The following is an 818-nucleotide window of genomic DNA, read 5'->3' as shown; positions in this document are numbered from 1 at the left end:
CTCGGAATGGCCCTTGCCGCGAAGCACAAAGGTGAAAAGCGCCGATCTATTGCCGTCATCGGTGACGGGGCACTTACTGCGGGAATGGCCTTTGAGGCACTCAGTCATGCCGGCGACATCGCCCCCGACCTTTTGGTCATATTGAACGACAACGACATGTCGATATCGAACAATGTTGGTGGTCTTAAAAACCATTTAGCACAAATTCTATCGAGTAAAGCTTACAATCAGGTGCGCGATGGCAGTAAACGTGTACTCAGCAACACACCCGGCCTTATGGAGTTTGCACGCAAAACTGAAGAGCACGTTAAGGGCTTAATGGCGCCGGGAACCTTATTTGAAGAGCTGGGTTTTAACTACATTGGTCCAATTGATGGCCATGACATGCCAGTGCTGCTGCAAACACTTGAAAACATGAAGCACTTGAGTGGACCACAGTTTCTTCATGTCGTCACCAAGAAAGGCCGTGGCTTTGCTCCAGCAGAATCAGATCCCATTGGCTATCATGCAATAAATAAAATCGAGGCCAGTGCAAAGCCGGCACCCCAAAGTGTGCCGACACCGATCATCAAACCAAGCTATTCAAACATTTTTGGTCAATGGATCTGCGATGCAGCAGAACTAGATGAGCGAGTCGTCGGAATCACACCAGCGATGAAAGAAGGCTCAGATCTCATTGCATTTGCGCAACGCTTTCCTGATCGCTACTACGACGTTGCAATAGCAGAACAACACGCGGTGACCCTTGCAGCCGGCATGGCTTGTGAAGGAATGAAACCAGTGGTCGCAATCTACTCTACGTTTCTTCAACGCGGCTA

At 49.5% G+C, this 818-nt stretch carries 1 protein-coding gene; it reads left to right on the top strand.

Annotation, left to right across the window (positions count from 1 at the left end):
• On the top strand, positions 1-818 hold an 818-nt coding region (locus A3751_RS20225), incomplete at both ends, for a 1-deoxy-D-xylulose-5-phosphate synthase N-terminal domain-containing protein (RefSeq protein ID WP_304439064.1).

This window comes from Oleiphilus sp. HI0080, from assembly GCF_001635135.1.
The sequence above is the reverse complement of the archived record's forward strand: the minus strand, read 5'-3'. Positions and strand labels throughout refer to the sequence as shown.